This is a genomic window from Jezberella montanilacus (genome assembly GCF_003003055.1).
Lineage (GTDB): Bacteria > Pseudomonadota > Gammaproteobacteria > Burkholderiales > Burkholderiaceae_B > Zwartia > Zwartia montanilacus.
Genome location: NZ_PVTV01000019.1, coordinates 1 through 14,927, shown reverse-complemented (window position 1 = coordinate 14,927; position 14,927 = coordinate 1). Strand labels below are relative to the sequence as shown.

Annotated in this window: 19 protein-coding genes and 1 pseudogene; 14 read left to right on the top strand and 6 right to left on the bottom strand. The window is 47.7% G+C overall.

The features are described 5' to 3' along the window. From ccoG to BCM14_RS14690, 4 genes are read left to right on the top strand one after another with little or no spacing between them, the layout of a single operon-like run. Positions 1-1,458 carry a cytochrome c oxidase accessory protein CcoG gene (gene ccoG / locus BCM14_RS14705; RefSeq protein ID WP_106228810.1) on the top strand — a complete coding sequence of 486 codons (1,458 nt, stop codon included), beginning with the start codon at positions 1-3 and terminating at the stop codon, positions 1,456-1,458. Positions 1,459-1,484: 26 nt separating this feature from the next. Then, entirely contained in the window at positions 1,485-1,673 is a 189-nt protein-coding gene (locus BCM14_RS14700) for a FixH family protein (protein ID WP_259673660.1), read from the top strand. Next, positions 1,670-1,906: a hypothetical protein gene (locus tag BCM14_RS14695; RefSeq protein ID WP_106228808.1), complete on the top strand. Its 237-nt coding sequence runs from the start codon at positions 1,670-1,672 to the stop codon at positions 1,904-1,906. The genes BCM14_RS14700 and BCM14_RS14695 overlap by 4 nt, the downstream gene beginning before the upstream one ends. Then, positions 1,893-2,612, top strand: a complete 720-nt coding sequence (locus BCM14_RS14690; RefSeq protein ID WP_106228807.1) for a sulfite exporter TauE/SafE family protein — start codon at positions 1,893-1,895, stop codon at positions 2,610-2,612. Before BCM14_RS14695 ends, BCM14_RS14690 begins: the two co-directional genes overlap by 14 nt. Positions 2,613-2,678: 66 nt before the next feature. On the opposite strand, the gene BCM14_RS14685 is transcribed toward BCM14_RS14690, so the two are convergent. Both BCM14_RS14685 and BCM14_RS14680 read right to left on the bottom strand, forming a co-directional pair. Further along, positions 2,679-3,134 carry a DUF3237 domain-containing protein gene (locus BCM14_RS14685; RefSeq protein WP_106228806.1) on the bottom strand — a complete coding sequence of 152 codons (456 nt, stop codon included), beginning with the start codon at positions 3,132-3,134 and terminating at the stop codon, positions 2,679-2,681. A 65-nt stretch (positions 3,135-3,199) separates the two neighbouring features. After that, positions 3,200-3,997 (bottom strand): flagellin, encoded by a 798-nt coding sequence (locus BCM14_RS14680; protein ID WP_106228805.1) that lies wholly within the window; start codon positions 3,995-3,997, stop codon positions 3,200-3,202. Between the two features lie 292 nt (positions 3,998-4,289). On the opposite strand from BCM14_RS14680, the gene BCM14_RS14675 reads away from it, so the two are divergent. From BCM14_RS14675 to BCM14_RS14660, 4 genes are all read left to right on the top strand, one after another. Beyond that, positions 4,290-5,534, top strand: coding sequence for an amidohydrolase family protein (locus BCM14_RS14675; RefSeq protein ID WP_259673659.1), 1,245 nt, complete (start codon positions 4,290-4,292; stop codon positions 5,532-5,534). A 93-nt stretch (positions 5,535-5,627) separates the two neighbouring features. After that, complete coding sequence (locus BCM14_RS14670; protein ID WP_106228804.1) at positions 5,628-6,638, top strand: Bug family tripartite tricarboxylate transporter substrate binding protein; 1,011 nt, start codon at positions 5,628-5,630, stop codon at positions 6,636-6,638. 125 nt (positions 6,639-6,763) lie between these two features. Continuing rightward, entirely contained in the window at positions 6,764-7,510 is a 747-nt protein-coding gene (locus tag BCM14_RS14665) for an acetoacetate decarboxylase (protein WP_106228803.1), read from the top strand. A 140-nt stretch (positions 7,511-7,650) separates the two neighbouring features. Next, entirely contained in the window at positions 7,651-8,265 is a 615-nt protein-coding gene (locus tag BCM14_RS14660) for a hypothetical protein (RefSeq protein ID WP_106228802.1), read from the top strand. A gap of 67 nt (positions 8,266-8,332) precedes the next feature. On the opposite strand, the gene BCM14_RS14655 is transcribed toward BCM14_RS14660, so the two are convergent. Beyond that, positions 8,333-9,664 carry a M20/M25/M40 family metallo-hydrolase gene (locus BCM14_RS14655; protein ID WP_375318494.1) on the bottom strand — a complete coding sequence of 444 codons (1,332 nt, stop codon included), beginning with the start codon at positions 9,662-9,664 and terminating at the stop codon, positions 8,333-8,335. A gap of 203 nt (positions 9,665-9,867) precedes the next feature. Here BCM14_RS14655 and BCM14_RS14650 point away from each other — a divergent pair, with 203 nt between their 5' ends. After that, positions 9,868-10,164, top strand: a complete 297-nt coding sequence (locus BCM14_RS14650) for a DUF1330 domain-containing protein (RefSeq protein WP_106228800.1) — start codon at positions 9,868-9,870, stop codon at positions 10,162-10,164. A gap of 26 nt (positions 10,165-10,190) precedes the next feature. Here the strand turns inward: BCM14_RS14650 and BCM14_RS14645 are convergent, their stop codons facing one another. Both BCM14_RS14645 and BCM14_RS14640 read right to left on the bottom strand, forming a co-directional pair. Continuing rightward, complete coding sequence (locus tag BCM14_RS14645) at positions 10,191-10,586, bottom strand: DUF1761 domain-containing protein (RefSeq protein WP_106228799.1); 396 nt, start codon at positions 10,584-10,586, stop codon at positions 10,191-10,193. 462 nt (positions 10,587-11,048) lie between these two features. Continuing rightward, the gene (locus tag BCM14_RS14640; RefSeq protein WP_106228798.1) at positions 11,049-11,762 is read right to left on the bottom strand and encodes an IclR family transcriptional regulator; all 714 of its coding nucleotides are present in this window, start codon (positions 11,760-11,762) and stop codon (positions 11,049-11,051) included. Positions 11,763-11,830: 68 nt separating this feature from the next. On the opposite strand from BCM14_RS14640, the pseudogene BCM14_RS14635 reads away from it, so the two are divergent. The 5 genes and pseudogenes from BCM14_RS14635 (at position 11,831) to BCM14_RS14615 (ending at position 14,511) form a co-directional block, all read left to right on the top strand. Further along, positions 11,831-12,693 (top strand): annotated as a pseudogene (locus BCM14_RS14635) (hydroxymethylglutaryl-CoA lyase). Then, entirely contained in the window at positions 12,693-12,992 is a 300-nt protein-coding gene (locus BCM14_RS14630; protein ID WP_106228797.1) for a hypothetical protein, read from the top strand. Before BCM14_RS14635 ends, BCM14_RS14630 begins: the two are co-directional and overlap by 1 nt. Positions 12,993-13,233: 241 nt before the next feature. Beyond that, on the top strand, positions 13,234-13,800 hold the full coding sequence (locus BCM14_RS14625; RefSeq protein ID WP_106228796.1) for a tyrosine-type recombinase/integrase: 567 nt from the start codon (positions 13,234-13,236) through the stop codon (positions 13,798-13,800). A 113-nt stretch (positions 13,801-13,913) separates the two neighbouring features. After that, positions 13,914-14,204, top strand: coding sequence for a hypothetical protein (locus BCM14_RS14620; RefSeq protein ID WP_106228795.1), 291 nt, complete (start codon positions 13,914-13,916; stop codon positions 14,202-14,204). After that, entirely contained in the window at positions 14,182-14,511 is a 330-nt protein-coding gene (locus BCM14_RS14615) for a hypothetical protein (protein ID WP_106228794.1), read from the top strand. Before BCM14_RS14620 ends, BCM14_RS14615 begins: the two co-directional genes overlap by 23 nt. Before the next feature lie 222 nt (positions 14,512-14,733). Here BCM14_RS14615 and BCM14_RS15375 read toward each other — a convergent pair. After that, on the bottom strand, positions 14,734-14,927 hold a 194-nt coding region (locus BCM14_RS15375; RefSeq protein WP_259673658.1), incomplete at its 5' end, for a hypothetical protein.

The window sequence follows — 14,927 nt, the reverse complement described above, 5'->3', positions numbered from 1 at the left end:
ATGTCGGTTTCGTCTCCCACGGGTAAGCCTGTCTCGATTGAAATTATCGAAGAGTCTCTTTACGAAATTCGTCGCAAAATTCAGCCACGAGCTGTTAGTGGCGTCTTCGCAAGATGGCGCTGGGGTCTGGTCGCTTTCACGCAGTTGCTGTTTTACGGCATGCCTTGGGTGAACTGGAACGGACGACAGGCCGTCCTGTTTGACCTCGTCCACAGAAAGTTTTACATCTTTGGTTTGGTGTTGTGGCCTCAAGATGTTATTTACTTGACCTTATTGCTCATTATTTCGGCCTTATCGTTATTTTTATTTACCGCCATTGCAGGTAGACTTTTCTGTGGTTATGCCTGCCCGCAAACGGTATACACCGAAATATTCATGTGGGTAGAGAAAAAGATTGAAGGCGATCGCTCAGCGAGACTTCGGCTCGATCAAGAAAAGTGGCCCTGGAGCTTGCGAAAGCTTCGGCTAAAGCTCACCAAACACACAATCTGGTTGTTGATCGCCTTTGCCACTGGATTTACGTTCATTGGTTATTTCACCTCGATCACGACCTTGCAGGATCATTTTCTGGATTTCTCGCTAGGCCCCTGGCAAACCTTTTGGTGGGCGTTTTATGGCTTTGCTACCTGGGGTAACGCTGGTTTTATGCGTGAGCAAGTCTGCAAGTACATGTGCCCTTATGCACGCTTTCAAAGCGTGATGGTGGACCGAGACACCTTTGTCGTGACCTATGACAAGGGTCGCGGTGAGCCCAGAGGGGGGCGCAATAAATCAGATGATCGAGTTGAGAAGGGTCTGGGTGATTGTGTTAATTGCAGCATTTGCGTACAGGTTTGTCCGACCGGCATTGATATTCGAGATGGTCTGCAATACATGTGTATTGGCTGTGGCGCCTGTATCGATGCGTGTAACCAAGTCATGGACAAGGTGAGTTATCCCAAAGGCTTGATTCGGTATACGTCTGAAAATGCCATGGACAATAGAGAAAGCAATATTGCTACGTGGCGACGAATTTTTCGGCCTCGTGTCATCATTTACGTGGCGATTGTTGCCGTATTAAGTTCTTTATTTGCATTTTCACTATGGTCCCGTAATCCACTGAGAGTGGATGTGATGAGAGATCGTGGCTCGCTGGCCCGTGAAGTTGAAGGGATCAGTTTAGAAAACATCTATCGAATACAAATCATGAATTCGTCTGAAAATCCAATGACTGTATCTTTGAAAGCTGAAGGTCTCGATAACCTGAAGATACTCGACTCGCGGGGAAATCAAATTGATAGCTTACAAGTCGAGCCATCCTCAAATCAGCTATTACCAATCAAAGTGAGGATCTCAATTAGTGAGTTAGAGCCAGGGAACTATCCCATTGTCTTTGATGTCGAGGCAATCGAGCAATCGAGTCATGCAAGCGTGAGTCGAAAGCGTCAGGAAAAATCGACTTTTATTGTTCCTCGTTAAGAAAAATATACAAAGGGAGAATGCAGATGGCTCAGGCAGAAACCAATAAACCGTGGTGGCGACAACTTTGGCCATGGCTCTTGATCAGCGGCCCCGCTGCAGCAATTGTTGCCTGTGCGATCACGATCTGGTTGGCAGTGAACTCCTATCCTGATCAGCAATTGCGTGAAGGGGTTGTCAGCCGTGGATTAAAAACAGAACAGGTCAAGAAATGAAACCGCCTAGACTTGTGTGGGCGCTGTGGCCATCGTTTTTGGTGTCAATTCCAGCTGTCGGCTTATTGTTTAGTTTTGTACATCCCGAAGATGTGGTCTTCTTCGGTCAGCACCCGCATATCGATGCCGAAGGTATCTACACGCTTGGCTTTTTATTAATCTGGTTGTTTTGCTCGGCCTCAAGCATGTTGACCATTTATATTTTTCCAACGAAGGCAGATGTTAACGACTAGTCTGCTACTTGGTGTATTTTTGGGTGCGTTGGCCAGCGGCTGGCACTGTGCTTTGATGTGTGGCGCAATTTCAGCTGCGATCGAAGGCTCGTCCACGAAGATTATTCGTTTTCAGTCGCCACAACGGTTGTTCTCTCTTCAATTGACTATGCATCTTGGTCGTATCGCGACTTACATGATGCTTGGTGGCGTTGCTGCCTGGCTAGGTATCTACGTCTGGCAGCAAGACATTGTCAATATTCAGCGACCACTGTTTGCGCTGACTGCAACGCTCTTGATCTACTTGGGTATCCGTTTGTTACTAGCGCGAAGTAGTCAATCTTTCCCCTTGGGGAAATGGTTTGGTAGTCGTTTGGCGGGTGTGTGGGCAAAGTATATTGGCGCTCTCGGTAGCTCGCCAGCTCGCTGGTTTAGCGGCATGCTGTGGGGTTTGGTGCCTTGTGGTCTTGTTTATGGCGTCTTACCGCTGGCATTTTTGTCAGGTAGCGTCATTGACGGGGTCTTGCTCATGTTAGCGTTCGGCTTGGGCACTTTACCCAACTTGCTCTTGATCACGAAATTCTCTGCTTACCTGGCGCAGTTGGGCCGCTATATTTGGGTGCGCTACTTCGCCGCAACATTGTTTATTGGGGCAGGGCTTTTTGGACTCTACCGAGCTTGGGTATTGCCCCAAGCTCTTTTAAAACAAGGTTTTTGTTTGTCTTAGACCCGATTGCTTGTCGCTCATGCCGGTACGCAAGTTGTTCGGCAGTTTCGACAATCTTCTTCAGACTTACAGTACTTCAAAGACCTCGTAACTGGGGCCAGTCGCTGTCCTGTTGCCCGTCGCGACGCAGATGATGCGATTAAGCCAGTCGTACTTAGCCGAAGCCGTTTCAAAAACAGGTGTCGAGCGGAAGTAGTATTCAGTTGGATCGACCGGCTCGCCTTTATTCAGGCGATCCATGACCTCTTTGGGGCCGTGTCGCAGGCCTCGGTAGCTCATGTAAATCAGTTGCTGATCATCAGTTTCAAGGATCAAGCGGACGTCCAGCGTCAATACGCCATCAGGACGCATCAGCAACCAGTCACCACCAGTGGTCGATCTAACCGTGCCACGAATGCGCTCTCCTTCGAAAGTACCCCCGCTGACGTAAGCGATTCTGCGGCCACCCACAGGTGTTTGACCAAGATCCACAATGCTGGGTACGGTCAGAGCTATTTTAAAAATATGTCGAGTTTGGATCATGTTTTGTCTCCTGTTTTAGTTTGTTGCTAGTCTATAACATCGTGCCGGCCTCAACACTTGCTGGTTCACTTGAATATGGTGAGCGCGGCACTGGCAGCAGCGTTCATTTGACCAATCAAATAATAGTCAACGCTTAGCTGATCGTTATAAGACGTTAAATTGGTTTGTAGCGTCGTCGTGTCTAAACCTTGTAAATCACTGATGTATGAGCTCGATGATGTGGCAAAGGCGTCAGCGGCAGTGGCGTCGAGCGTCAGCATTGAACTGTAGGCCGACATTGAAGCTTGGGCTGCAGTAACGGATGTGATGTAAGTCGCAAGCTGGGTTGCAGCGGTTACTGCTGCAGAGGTTGAACTAAGGGGATAAGCCGTCGTCAATGCGGCGCCAATTGAAGCATAGTCATATCCGTAAACGGTCGATGTGACGCTCGTGCTGAGCGCCGGGTAGATGGTTATGCCTGACGTTGTATTGAGCAACCCCGTGCCGCCGATGGTTGCATTGTTTGCTATTGTTTTGATTTGAGTTGCCAGGGTTTGGTACGTTGCGTTCAAACTTGCAAGGTCACTGGTGGCGGTTGTTGACTCTGCTGATATCGCCAAGTTTTGCATTTCATATAAAAGGCTGGATATTGAGGACAAGCCAGTTTGAGCAACGCCCACAATATCATTTGTGGTGTTCAGGTTTGTGCTTCGCGTCCCCCACGTGTTGATGTTGTTTGATAAGGTCAGGATCACGCTGTTATAGATTGGGCTCAACGACGGGTTAACGTTGGTCGCCAGCTCAGTCTGAGTTGTCGAAATCTTCTTCTGAACTGCGTTTACCGCGTTCGATAGCGTAGAAGAAAGTTGGGTAATTGCTGACAACTCAGTTCACCTAAGTATTTAGTTTTCAACTGGGATGCCGTTATACCGTTATCGGGTCGTGTCGCTTGCTTGTGCGGGTGGCAGCGCCATTGTTCAACGGCAAGAGGCCGGCTGCCTCTCGGGCTAAGTACGATAATTGAGATTACGCCAAGTTTCAAGCGTTTAGTGAAAGAGCGTTCGTCTGGCAAAAATGAAGCGCGAATACCGGGGACACTGGTTTCTCGTAGAATGTCAGTGATAACCCTAGGATCTGCTGAGGCAATCCTCCTAAACTTTGTCACGTGAGCTTGTCATGAATCTGGATTTGATTATTCGTAATGCCCGCCTACCCGAGATGCAAGCGGGCGATCCCTTGGTCGATCTCGCAGTGTTGAATGGCAAGTTTGTGCTGATTCAGCCCACCATCCCAGATAAAGCTAGAGAAGAAATCGACGCTAAAGGCCATTTGGTGGCACCAGGTTTCGTTGAAACACACATTCATCTCGACAAAACGTGCACGATCGATCGTTGCGCTTGTGAGACTGTTAGATTTCCTTTTGATGCAATGGAGCGCGTCTCGGCTATTAAGCACACTTTTACCGTTGAGGATGTCCAGACCCGGGCTCGCCGTACCCTCGAAAAATGTATCTCCCACGGCTGTACGCTTATGCGCACGCACGTCGAAGTCGATCCAAAAGTTGGCTTAGTTGGCTTTGAAGGTGTTAAATCCCTGATCGACGAGTACAGCTGGGCCTTAGATATGGAGATTTGCGTCATGCCTCAAGAGGGCATGATCAATAACCCAGGTACCGAAGATCTGATGATCGCTGCCCTTAAAGCGGGCGCTCGTGTGATTGGTGCTGCACCAAATTATGATTCAGACCCCGCAGCTCAAATTCGAAGAGTCTTTGAAATTGCGCATGAGTTCGATGTCGACATCGATATGCATTTGGACTCAGGCGCCTCTGCTTCGCGGCTAGATACCCTCTTGGTGTGCGAACTGGCAGAAAAATATAACTGGGGCGGTCGAGTTGCGATTGGTCATGTCACTAAACTCTCGACCATGCCTGTGGCAGAGGTCGACAAAGTGGCTCAGCGCATGAAAGACGCCGGGGTTGCCTTGACAGTGCTACCTGCCACGGATCTGTACTTGTCAGGTCGCGATTTAGAGGCCAACGTGCGCCGTGGTGTGGTTGACGCCAACCATCTGGTGACACAAGGGGTGAACTGTTCGATTAGTTCAAACAATATCCTCAATCCTTTTACCCCATTCGGGGATGGTCAGTTGATTCGTCAGGCCAACTTGTACGCCAATATCGTGCAACGTGGCATGCCAGAGCCGCTTCGTGATACCTGGAAAATGTTTACGACTAATTCCGCTCAATTGATGCGCCGCGCTGGATACGGTATCGGTGTGGGTAACGATGCTGATTTCATTATTGTCGAGTCAGATAATCCAGTAAACGCCATTCGCGAAGTTGCGCCAACCTTGATGGGCTTCAAACGGGGGCGCCGCACTTTCACACGCAGTTCAGTGGTCTTGCATCGTCCGGACTAATTGGCGTGACGGGCGCAATGGCATAAAAATTGCTTTGAATAAAAGCACCAGATCGCTTCGGATCAGGTGTCTTTTATTAATAAGGTTTTCGCCATGTTTTCGTCTGTCCGTCGTTTGATGTCCTTGCACCACCATTTAGGTAAGTTTCTACTTGTTGGCCTATTGGCCTTGAGTGGGCTAGGTCTCAACATTAGCGCTCAGGCTGAAGCCTACCCGACGCGCAGCATTAATATTTTTGTTGGATTTCCTGCTGGTGGGGCCGCTGACATCGTTGCGCGAATGATCGGTGAGCAGCTTTCAGCAAAGCTGGGACAACCCGTCGTTGTGATCAATAAGCCCGGCGCTGCTAGCACCATTGGCATGGTGGCTGCTGCCGCCGCGCCGAATGATGGCTATAACTTATTATTGAGTTCACTGACCAATCAAGTAATAGCAGGGCACTTATACAAAGACCTCAAGGTCAATATCCTGACGGATTTTGAACCGGTAGCTATGATTGCCAATGCCCCACATGTGTTGAACGTCAATGCTCAAGTGCCGGCGCAAAACTTAAAAGAATTGATCGCTTGGCTTAAAGCGAATAACGGCAAAATCAATTACGCGTCACAAGGCAATGGCACACTCTCGCATCTCGAATCAGCGCTCCTGGCTGAACAGATTGGGGTCGATTTGGTGCATGTGCCCTATAAAGGGAGTGCTCCCGCAGTGCCCGATCTCGTGGCAGGTAATGTTTCATTTATGTTCGATAGCGCTGCCGCATCGAAACCTTTGCTTGATAGTGGCAAAGTGCGTGCCTTAGCCGTCGCAGCGACACAAAGATTGCCAGGCATGCCTGAGTTGCCCACCATGATTGAAGCTGGCTTGCCAGGTTATAACGTTAATAACTGGATGGGGATCTATGCCCCGAAAGGAACACCTGTCGAGTTCACACAAGTGCTAGAGCAGACCTTTGCACAAATCCTCGCTGATCCTGCTTTCCAAAAAACCTTAATTGAAAAGGGCCTGATCGCCACCCCTATGGGGCCGAAAGAACTGACCCAGCGCGCTCTGGAGGACTCCGATCGCTGGGGAAAAGTGATTAAGGCCGATAACATTAGTTTTTAACGCGCGCTGGTATGGGGTTGGCGGAAATGTCAGCGAGCTGTCATATAAGCTAGGTGTCATGAAGCCTCGGTTATGGTGTCTACTATCTAAGCAGACCTGACATCCCAAATTCGGAGCAACCATTGATGAAAATTGCTGACATCCGGGCGAATGCCTATTCAATGCCTTTTACCAGCCCCGCTTTCCCTCGAGGCCCCTATCACTTTGTTAACCGAGAGTTTTTTATTATTACTTATCGCACCGATATCGATGCGTTAAGAGCAATTGTTCCCGAGCCGCTTATAGTCAAAGATCCTTTCGTCAGCTTTGAATTTATCAAAATGCCAGACTCATCAGGGTTCGGTGATTACACTGAAAGCGGTCAAGTGATCAGCGTCATCGATCAGGACGGTCAAGCAGCAAACTACACGCACATGATGTACCTCGATGACCACGCACCCATCGCTGGGGGTCGAGAGTTGTGGGGCTTTCCTAAAAAACTCGCTAATCCGCACCTGTCGGTTGCCTCGGATACCTTATTGGGCACGCTCGATTATGGACCAGTGCGTGTCGCAACTGGGACGATGGGCTTTAAATATCAAAGCCTCGATATTGCGACTGAGCAAACCAAGATGTCTCAAACACCCAACTACTTGTTGAAAATCATTCCACACGTCGATGGCACGCCAAGGATCTGCGAACTGGTTCGCTATTTCTCACAAGGCGTCAAACTACACGGAGCCTGGACGGGACCAGCTCGGCTTCAGCTGTTTCATCATGCTCTCGCGCCGGTGGCGGATTTGCCGGTTCTGGAAGTAATCGGTGCCAAACACTTAGTGTGCGATTTGACGCTTGGGTTGGGTGAAGTTGCTTTCGACTATCTAAAAACTTGAAGTCAGACGCGGGCGTACCTTATCGATAGTAAGTGCTCTAACAGACGGAAGCCAAGGTTCTTTTTGCATAACATCAGGGTTACTAACCGGATCAACAGTGTTGACCCCGGACCACTCTAAAGTTTCGCAAAGGAATCATCATGAAAACCCTAAAGATCACTCTCATCGCGGCTGCGCTAGCTCTTGGATTTGCTGCTGGTGCAATGGCTCAAAGCATGTCGAAAATCGATCATAAGACTGCAGAAGAGAAGATCGAGTCCGATTACAAATCCGCCAAAACCGGCTGTAGCTCTTTGGCAGGAAACGCCAAGAACATTTGCATGGCTGAGGCTAAAGGTAAAGAATCAGTCGCAAAGGCTGAACTGGAAGCTGCCTATAAGCCGAGCCCGAAGGCACACTACGAGGCACGCGTTGCCAAGGCTGACGCTGACTTTAAAGTCGCGAAGGAAAAGTGCAATGACAAGGGTGGCAATATCAAAGACGTGTGCGTAAAAGAGGCAGATGCTGCATTTACCTCAGCGAAAGCCGACGCAAAAGTACAAGAGAAAACCACGGATGCGACAACCAAGGCGAATGAGAAAACCGTCGAGGCACGTACTGATGCAAACAAAACAGTAAACGATGCTCGGAAGGCCGCGACTGACGACAAGACTGACGCTCAGTACACCGTCGCTAAAGAAAAGTGCAATGCGTTCGCGGATGCTGCTAAAGATCTATGTCTGGAAGACACAAAGGCGAAATTTGGCAGGAAGTAATTGAATGACAACGGGAATCGGACATCTCAACGTGTGCCGTTCCCGGTCTTCGCCATCAGTCCCCAAACTATTTCTTTGACAACAAGGGTTGAACAACCCCTTCAACCCCGACAAGACTCAGCACAGTGACGAGTGCAGCTTGGGCATCGACCCATTCTTGACTAGGATCTAGCCACTCGGTCAGTGAATGGGTACCCCCATTTTTGCCACCGCTACCTAAGATGATTGCTGGAACTTTCAATGACATGGGCACGTTGGCGTCGGTGCTTGAGCTATTAAAATAAGGCTTCTTATTAAAGGCTTGACTGCTCGTCACCGCTGTCTTAACCATCACAGAGTCTTCAGGCGTCGAGCCGGCAGGCCGATCTCCGATCAGCTTCATTTCTACGGTAATTTTTTTGTCTGTCTCCCAACGCTGGTTTTCTTCTGCAACGCCCGCTGCAATAGCATCCATGATTAGTTTTTCTGTTTTAGCGAGACTATCAGCACCGTTTGATCGGATATCAAGCGCGAAACTTGCATGACCAGCGATTGAATTCACTGAGGTTCCGCCTTCCACTGTGCCGACGGTGAAAGTTGTCTTCGGGTCCTTCGGTGGCCTGACGTCGCCCACTTTGCTGATGGCTCGTCCCATCGCATGTATAGCACTGGGAACTTGACCAAATGCCCCGAAACTATGACCACCAGGTCCGGTAAAAATGACATCGTAACGGTGGCTACCTGTTCCTCCAATGGTGATCCTGTCTGCCAAGCCAGGTTCTAAGCCAACCATGCCGTCTATACCAGCTACATTTTTGAAAATGGCTTTCATGCCGCGTAAGTCACCCAGTCCCTCTTCACCCACGTTAGCGGCAATCACTAAATCACCAGTGGTTTGAATGCCTCTTTCGTTTAACGCCTTCAACCACTGTATCAACACAATCAAGCCGCGAGTATCGTCTGAAATACCCGGCGCGTAGAGCTTGCCGTCCTTTTCTTTGATTGTGACGTCGGTGCCCTCCGGAAACACCGTATCAAGGTGTGCCGATATCAGCAGCCTGGGTCCGTGACCTGTCCCTTTGCGAACGGCAATCACGTTGTTATCGGCATCAATGTAGGCATCTTTTGCACCAAGCTCTTGCATTCTTGCCAAAAACGCTTCAGCGCGCACTCTCTCTTTAAAGGGTGGGGCGGGGAGTTCAGTTGTGAAGCGCTTGAGTTCTTTAAGTGCTCTGGCATCATCGGTTTCTAAGTCCGCTAATACCTGTTTGATTCTGGGTGACGCCAACAGAGTTTTGACTGTGCCGTCGATATCCTGCGCGTAGACAGGAGGAACTGAGATCGCCAGGAGCGTTGTAAGTAGAGCAAGCGAAGTCTGACCTAGGTGTTTGGCTTGAGCGAATGAGAATTTTGGTGTCAAGATGAGCTCTCTATGCAGTGGCTTGGTAACATACCATCAGTTGAATTTTTGGGGCTTAGAGTATTCAGGTGCGGCAAAGAAAAAAATTCTCTTTTTCACGCTAGGCAATTAAACTAGCCTTCTCTACAACTAAGTATAGAGGACTCGACGAAATGCCAAAGTCTACCGCCAGTCGCTCTATTGCTCCACGCTAAGCCGCTCAAATGAAACCAGCTATCGCAGTTATTGAACTTGATGTGCGGGATCCCGAGGCCTTTACTAAAGAGTTTTTCCCTTTAGCCGCAAAGGTATTTGCTGACGCCGGTGCGACATTTCTCGTTCGGCCAAGCCAACCCACAGCCATAGATGAAGTTGCACCAAAAAGAGTCGCTCTGGTTCAGTTTGAAAGCGTTGAAATGGCCGTCGCAACATTTGCCTCGCAAGCTTACCGGGATGCTCGCAGGGTAGGCGATCAATATGCGGGCTTTCGCATCTTTGTACTGGAGTCGAGCGCTTCCTGAGTAATCATCGATCAAAACGCGCATCTTCAGGATAGCAATCCGAGCACGATCCCTTGGCTCGCTAAAATGAGAAGCCAATGCAGGCCATCTTGCCAAATAAGCTTTTTGTTTCTGCGTTGGAAAATGATGTTCGTTGTGAGACTCGGCAAAATAAATCCGAGCCAGATGCCAAAGCCTGCAATGAGTGCGGAACGAACGCCAGTCAAACCAAGGTGGGCAAGTAAGCTGAACAGGGCGCAAGCGATAATCAGCTGGCCCAGCAAACCGACGAGCAATTCAAACGCTGAGGGGCGGTACGCAGGCCCTTCTTCGCCCCAGCCTACTGCCCGACGCCACGATTTCCCGAGCCATAGATACCAAATCGAGCCTACTACATAACTGACGAAGGTCGCCGCTAAAACGGCGGTGATGCCAATGTCCATGAGCTTGTCCCTCTTCAATTAGAACGATAAAGCGATAGTGCTATGCAACACGGTAACAGGTCTCAAGTCAAGACAAAATAAGGCGTAGGTCGCACGTTCGAATCGTGCTGGGCAGGCCAAATTTCACATTTCTTCATACATATTTAGGCTGGTCTATTGGCCTGATTGTGGCTAATCATGATCTAGCTTTGCTATCGAGAACCCTATCTGGTATTAGGGCGTGGCGGATCCTAGTGGACTATGGGGCGACTCTGATCAATTTTTGACCCTGACGATCTAGTGTCGGTTTGACCCGACTCGGAAGTGTCCGGTTACGTGACGGTCAGGCGGCTCTTATAGGGTGGCTTGCTGGCGTTCAATTTGGGTGATTGGCAGTATTTAGGTGGCAGAGAACGGCCATAAGCAGGCATTGGAGAGTTCCTAATGGGCACGGCCATTTTGGCTGGGGTCGACATAGTGCATTTAAGAAAATTTCCCACCAAGAAGTTTCGTCAATTTTTCTGCACTAGCCTTAACCAGTGCTGCTTGCCTGTTATCAAAACGATATGTCGGCATTGTCAGCGTGATCACTCCAATTAGGCCTTCAGAATTGAAGACGGGTGCTGAAATCCCAGAAATTTCTTTTACTCGATCTCCTGAAACCGCTAAAACCATATCTTTGCGAATTTTTGAAGCGATTTTCCCTGGGACTCCTTCAAATGCGGTGAGTACTTTTCCACCCGCACCTTTATCGATAGGTAATAAATCGCCAACCTTAATATGATCCCTAAGTGCTTGATTGGAATCTACTCTATATAAACATAGGCGTTGATCACCTTGACGTACATGAAAAGCCGCACTTTCGTTAGTGGCATGCATAAGATCCTCAAGAATAGGCAATACAACCGACTCTAGGGACAGTTGCTGATATGCAGCGGTAAGACTGGCGATTGCAGGACCAAGCGTATAAACCCCATTAGCCCTTTTAATTACCAAAAGAGAGTTTTCAAGTGATGCCAACATCCTCAGGACCGTACTCTTATAAAGACCTGTTGCGTCAGAAATTTGAATTAATGAGAGTTCAGGGTTACTTGACGTAAACAGCCTAAGAATTGTGAGTGCTTTGTCTACAGCAGCTACGCCTGCCTCTGATTTAGCGATTTTTCCATCATTTTGCTTAGAGGATTTTTTTGGCATAGACAGAGGCTTTTTTGTGTGATTTAATAATAGAACAACATTCTATAGGATAGAACATAGTGAATTTGATGTCAACAGATATTTTAATTAGTGAGGTTGGGCCAAGGGATGGTTTGCAGCCCATTAAATCAATCATGCCAACAGAAAAAAAGAATGCCTGGATGATGCTTTGTATAAAGCCGGAGTTCGTGAGATAGAGGTTGCTTCATTTGTTCCTGCAAAGATGTTGCCGCAGATGGCTGACGCAGCTGATATTGTGCGTCATGCTAAAACTTTGCCGGGGCTCACAGTCATGGCCTTGGTCCCTAACTTAAAAGGAGCACAGGCTGCAATTGAGGCTGGTGTTCATAAAGTTACTATTCCTGTTTCAGCTAGTGCCGCACATTCCTTGGCGAATGTCCGTAAGACCCGTGAGGAAATGATTGAGGAAGTTAAACGAATTGCTCAATATCGCAATGACCATGCGCCACAAGTAAAGGTCGAGGCGGGTATTGCAACAGCCTTTGGTTGCACCTTACAAGGATTGGTTCCGGAGGATGAGGTTATTTGGATAGCTGAGCAAGTAATTGCAGCAGGTGCTGATGAGTCTGGTTTATCCGATACAACGGGATATGCAAATCCGGCTCAAATTAAAAGACTCTTTAGAAGATTGAAGTCAGCTATTGGTAGTAAAGCTGGCGCAGCGCATCTACACAATACACGTGGACTTGGTTTAGCAAATTGCTTGGCGGCATATGAAGAGGGCGTCACTTCATTTGATTCTTCAATGGGCGGTTTAGGCGGCTGCCCCTATGCTCCTGGTGCATCTGGTAATGTGGTCACTGAAGATTTGGTGTTTATGTTTGAGGCAATGGGCGTCAAAACAGGTATCAATTTGGATTTGCTTTTTGAAGCTCGCAAGCCATCCCTACAAATGAAGACGGGGTTTTAATGAGCTGGATATATCGCTATGAAGCTGGGATCAAGAGCGCGGTAGAGGGCTATGCGTCTTTGGATATGAACTACAGCAGAATTTATATTGAAATTAAAGATTCAGAGCACGGAATAAATGATTACTGGGAACTGCCTATACGTAGCTGCATTGCCAGAATTCCCGGTAAACCCACCCCAGCGCTGATAGCCACAACGCAATCAGAGCTAAATTCCCCTCAAAAACCGTCTACAAACGGCGTATTTGCTGGGGGATATAAGAAAGCACTTGAGAACTTACAAAAGTACGCTATCAAGTGATTTGAAGCATTAGCTAAGGTCGTCGTCTAAAGACGACAGATCTTAATGAAGATTGCTAAATACTTATAAGCAAATACGGGTTAAGAAAATAACTATATTCTTAACCCGATTTGTAAGTCATTGATTCTTTGAAGGTCTTTTTGTCCTGTTAAGTGACGCTTAGCAAACAAACTGAGGTCGACCTTTTCTGCTTAAGGAAACATACTTAAAACGCACATTTTATTTATGACAGGAAAACCAAATGGCACAAGCAAAAACCTTATCTCAAGCAGAGCTTGATCAAGTTCTTAATTACGTCAGTACCAAAAAATACGCTTTGCGTGACAGAGCAATCATTCTTACCAGTTTTCTCGGAGGCCTTCGTGTCGCCGAAATAGCCTCACTCACCATGGGTGATGTAGTGAACCCCGATGGATCGATTAAGAATGAGATCCGTTTATCGGCCGCGCAAACTAAAGGCAAATATCCCAGAACCGTCTTTGTTTCACAGCGTTTACAGGTGGAATTAGCCAACTACCTCACAACAAGACATGCCAAAGGCGCTGATATCCCCTTCTTTCATACCGATCACCGATTACGTTTTAGCCCCAATGGCTTATGTGTGTGGTTTCATCAGCTATATAAGAATGTGGGTATTAGCGGTGGGAGCAGCCACTCGGGCAGAAAGTTTTTCATTACCACTTTGGCTAATAAAGGCATTGGTGTAAGAATCTTAGCCTCTTTAGCCGGCCATCGGTCCATTGCGGTAACGCAAAGATATATCGACGTCAACGATGAGCAAAAGAGACAGGCCGTAGAACTGATCTAAGTGAGTTCGGGCTCAAGGGCTTTGCCCAGGGTTGTGCCATGGTGAAACATCAGTCCGATTGTATAAAAATCATGCTATAATGCAATCATGCTGCATGAATATAGGAGAATGCCATGGGCGCAGTCATAGATCACCAGGTTATTAAGTCGATTGGATCAAGCGGACAAATTTCGCTTGGTAAAGAGCATGCAGGACGTCAAGTACTAGTAGAAACGCCTGAGCCAGGGGTTTGGGTGATTCGTACAGCCACGGTTATTCCTGATAATGAACGTTGGATGCATACGCCTGCCGTTAAAAAGGACTTATCGGCTGCTCTAGCTTGGGCACAAAAAACCCCGGCAAAAGCGACTGATCTTTCTAAATTAAAAATGGCTAAAGCGCATGGCACGAAACGTAAAGCCTGAGCCATTAGTTGAGCTTGATCTCAATAGCCCGGTCTTTCAATCTGCTTGGGAGACATTAGAGTTAGTCGAACAAGAGAAGGCCTTTGCTACTTTTGAAAAAATCACGCAACTGACCTGGAACCAGGTTTACCGTGACAAAGGTCTCAAATGGGAAAAGATTCATAGTATCCCCGCCCCAAAGGGCATCGATGCGCTCTACTCCTTTCGGGTTAGCAAATCAATTCGGGGAATCGGCTTTAGAGAGGATCATTTTCTTAGAGTGTTATTAATTGAGCCAGACCACGATGCTGCATACGGAAAAAAGTAATCAACTAAGCAGCTAATCAGCAATTAGACTCTGATCAACCAGCCTATCACCCGGCTGGTTTTTTATTTTTAGAGCGAAGTTTTCGCCTAAGATTAATAGTAAATTGAAAACACTTCACTGAAAATTTTCACAATAATTTCACATTTAATTTTGCATGGAATTTTCAAACAAAGATTTTTAGTGATTTTTTCTCAAAATTAAAATCGCCTGCTAACTCAATGTTTACATGGCTCCGATTTTTCCTATTTTTCTGTCAAGGAAATAAAACAACGCGGTGATTTGCGTGAAAAATACGAAAAAAATTAGACTGTCTCCATCAACATGACCTGCCCTGGGATTTTCAGACCACGCGAAATTAGAGACAATGGCTCCTTGACAGCAAGGAGCAGTGATGAAGAAAGCACGATTTACGGACG